Origin of the sequence: Fibrobacter sp. (assembly GCA_012523595.1) — a bacterium.
GTDB lineage: Bacteria > Fibrobacterota > Chitinivibrionia > Chitinivibrionales > Chitinispirillaceae > JAAYIG01.
The window spans coordinates 1-1,965 of record JAAYIG010000006.1; the positions used below are offsets into that span (position 1 = coordinate 1).

Here is a 1,965-nt window from a genome sequence, read left to right on the forward strand (position 1 = left end):
ATCCCGATCTGAACCCATTGCGACAAATACACTCCCAGGTTGCACTTTTCTGGAATCATGCCAGAGCCCCTGAACACTTTTCTTCCGCAGAGCTTCGGATAATTCACTCTCCCCCCCGCACCAGTCGATAAGAGATCCAAGGGTCAACCTGATTGTTTTATTGCATGAGCAGGACCCGGAGTGTATATGTTTCATCAACTATTCCTCATACTGTTAAATAATTCTGTAACTACTTCTTTATCATTAAAATGATGCCTTACCCCATTGACTTCCTGATAATCCTCATGACCTTTACCGGCAATTACTATGCAATCGCCTTTTTCAGCCCTGTTCAGAGCTGCTTCTATTGCTTCACGACGATCAGCTATGCAGATATGAGGGAAGTCCAGAGGTATACCAGTAACTATATCGTCGATTATCTTTTGAGGTCTTTCCGAACGCGGATTATCTGATGTAACTATTGCCTGGTCAGCGTATTCTGCAACAGCACTTCCCATAATCGGGCGTTTACTTTTATCACGATCACCTCCGCATCCGAATACACAGATCAGGCTGCCTTCAGTAAGCGGACGGGCAGTACTTAATATGTTTTTCAGTGCATCCGGAGTATGGGCATAATCTACAATCACTGTAAATGGTGCATCGAGAGATACTCTTTCCATTCTTCCTGGCACTGTCGTTATACCAAGAAGTGCATCTGAAATCTGATCCAGTGTATAACCAAGTCCAATGCCCCCGGCGATCATGGCAGACATGTTATACACATTGAAAAAACCTCTCAGGCATGATTCAAAAGTCCGGCACCAGCCATCACATAAGATTTCCACTCTGGAACCGTTCCAATCACAATGCCATGATTTTATCCTGACCTGCGCATCTTCAGATTGTCCAAAAGTTATACATCGCCCAGGTCTTATCTCATCTGCCAGCCTTTTGCCAAAAGAATCATCAATGCTTATCACCGAACAGCCATCTGGTTTGATGTATTCTGTAAACAGTCGCTTCTTTGCCTGGTAATAGGATTCCATATCATTATGGAAATCAAGATGATCCTGAGTAAGATTAGTCCACACTGCACAATCGTAACAGAGACCTGCGATTCTGTCCAGAGCCAGAGAATGAGATGACACCTCCATCACAAGTCCATCAGGTGCACTTGAAGAATTGCCAATAAAACGGAATATATCGAGAGCTTCCGGAGTGGTATGATCTGCAGAGTGACACTGACCATTAATGTGATAATCTATAGTCCCAAACATCCAGACTTTACTACTCTGAAAACGCTGCTGAAGCAGCTTTTCAAAAAGATGGGCGGTGGTGGTTTTCCCGTTTGTCCCAGTGATTCCTATGACACTGGTTTTATTAAGATCAACATTCCATAGCGCTGCACCAAGTTTTCCTGGAGCAAGCCTTGGATTTTTCACCTGAATCCAGGGAACCGAAAGCTTTGTCTGTGGATTTTGAGAGATTACTGCCAATGCCCCTCTGGAAAGGGCCTCATTGATGAAGCTGTCGCCATGAACCTTGGTTCCAGGTATGGCAATATAAAGAGATCCCTCACTGACTTTCCGGGAATCATAACAAATATCAGTGATAAAAGGATCACCACTGCCCCCGCGTGTCAGTATCTCAAGACCTGCTTTTTCAAGAATTCTGTTCAACATAATTTTTCACATCCTGAAATGAAATGAGTTCGTTACAGATTGAAACTTATTCCACCTCCTGAGTAATTTTCTTTGAGAATCATCCATCAAATGAGCAGTACAAAGTACAAGCTTTCACCGCTTCTATTGCTGCTCCGGCAGGTGGACTCTGCCTGCGAACCATTCCGGCCCCTACCGCATAAGGTTTGATTCCGTTAAAATTTATCATGTTAATAGCATCACGTAAATCTCTTCCGACACAGTAAGGGATCTCTTTTTTTAATAATCCCTGCTCACTGTTATCAAGATAAAGGGCTAATAC

General features: G+C 43.5%; 2 protein-coding genes. Both read right to left on the bottom strand.

Going from position 1 to position 1,965, the window contains the following annotated elements:
• Positions 1 to 194: 194 nt before the first annotated feature.
• Entirely contained in the window at positions 195 to 1,664 is a 1,470-nt protein-coding gene (locus tag GX089_00235; protein NLP00898.1) for a UDP-N-acetylmuramoyl-L-alanyl-D-glutamate--2,6-diaminopimelate ligase, read from the bottom strand.
• Between the two features lie 79 nt (positions 1,665 to 1,743).
• On the bottom strand, positions 1,744 to 1,965 hold a 222-nt coding region (locus tag GX089_00240), incomplete at its 5' end, for a PASTA domain-containing protein (GenBank protein ID NLP00899.1).